Origin of the sequence: Actinosynnema sp. NPDC023658, assembly GCF_040639995.1 — a bacterium.
GTDB lineage: Bacteria > Actinomycetota > Actinomycetes > Mycobacteriales > Pseudonocardiaceae > Actinosynnema.
In genome coordinates this window covers 1-1,617 of sequence record NZ_JBFAAX010001171.1, presented here as the reverse complement: position 1 = coordinate 1,617, position 1,617 = coordinate 1, and the positions used below count along the sequence as shown (strand labels likewise).

General features: G+C 75.7%; 2 protein-coding genes. Both read left to right on the top strand.

Translation table 11 applies throughout. The annotated features are described in order from the left end of the window. Positions 1–1,382, top strand: a 1,382-nt coding sequence (locus AB0G02_RS39235; protein ID WP_360805296.1) for an acyltransferase domain-containing protein, incomplete at its 5' end; no start/stop codon positions are given. Between the two features lie 14 nt (positions 1,383–1,396). After that, a partial coding sequence (locus tag AB0G02_RS39230) for an FAD-dependent monooxygenase (protein WP_360805293.1) occupies positions 1,397–1,617 on the top strand: 221 nt, incomplete at its 3' end.

Below are 1,617 nucleotides of genomic sequence, written 5' to 3'. Positions count from 1 at the left end.
GGGAATCGCTGGACCGGACCCGGTACACGCAGGCCGCGTTGTTCGCCCTGGAGACCGCGCTCTACCGCCTGGTCGAGCACAGCGGCCCGACGCCGGACCACCTCATCGGCCACTCGGTCGGTGAGCTGGTCGCCGCGCACGTCGCCGGGGTGCTCTCCCTCTCGGACGCGGCGGCGCTGGTGGCCGCGCGGGGCAGGTTGATGCAGGCCGCACCCGACCACGGGGTCATGATCGCGATCCGGGCGAGCGCCGACGAGGTGGGCCCGGACCTGCCCGCGGGCCTGGTCGACCTGGCCGCGGTCAACGGGCCGTCCGCCGTCGTGATCGCCGGTGACGCCGACGCCGCCGAGGAGGTGGCCGCGGGCTGGCGTGCCAGGGGCCGCAAGACCAGGCGGCTCCAGGTGAGCCACGCGTTCCACTCGCCGCACATGGACGGCGTGCTCGACGAGTTCCGCCGGGTGGCCGAGCGCCTGGCGTTCGCGCCGCCCCGCATCCCGGTCGTGTCCAACCTGACCGGCGAACCGGCGACGGCCGACGAGTTGTGCTCGCCCGACTACTGGGTGCGCCACGTCCGGCACGCCGTCCGGTTCCACGACGGCATCCGGCACCTGCACGACCGGGGCGTCACCGCGTTCGTGGAGATCGGCCCGGACGCGACGCTCACCGCGATGGCGGCGGACTGCCTGCCGCCCGGCGGGGCGGCCCTGCTGGTGCCGACGATGCGGCGCGGCCGACCGGAGGTGCGGTCGCTGCTGACCGCGCTCGGTCGGGCGCACGTGCACGGCCTGCCGGTCGCGTGGTCCGCCCTGCACCCGGGCGGCCGCCGGGTCGAGCTGCCGACGTACGCCTTCCAGCGCAGGCGCTTCTGGCTGGACGCGCCGCCGACGTCGACGAGGACCGCGGCGGAGCAGGAGTTCTGGCGTGCGGTCGACCACGCGGACGCGGACGGGCTCGCGGCGGCGCTGGACGTCGACGAGCACGGCAGGGGCGCGTTGGAGGAGCTGCTGCCCGTGCTGTCGGCGTGGCGGCAGCGGGTCGACGACGTCCCGCCGGACACCGCCGAGGACCGACCGGACGGTGCCGACGGGCTGGACGACCTGCTGCGCCGCCTGGCCGGCGTGCCCGCCGACGAGCAGGAGGCGCTGCTGCTCGACCTGCTGTGCGCGCACGCCGCCACCGCGCTGGGCCACGACGCGCCGGAGACGATCAACCCCGGGGACAGCCTGCTGGAGCTGGGGTTCACCTCGTTCACCGCGCTCGAGCTGAGCAACCGGCTCAAGGAGGCGACCGGGGTGCTGCTGGCGCCGGTCGCGGTGTTCGACCACCCGACGCCCGCCGCGCTCGCCCGGCACCTGCGCACCGAGCTGACCACCCACTCGTGAAAGGGGAACACCCCATGGACAGCAGCGTGATCGTCGTCGGCGCCGGCCCCACCGGGCTGATGCTCGCCTGCGAACTCGGCCTGGCCGGGGTCCGCACCGCGGTCGTCGAGCGGAGCGCCGCACCGCGCGTGGACGCGCCGGGAATGGCGATCAACGCGGGCACCGTCGAGCTGCTCGACCAGCGCGGGCTGATGGCGTCCCTGCGCGCGGGCGCGCCGACGCTGCCGACCGTGCA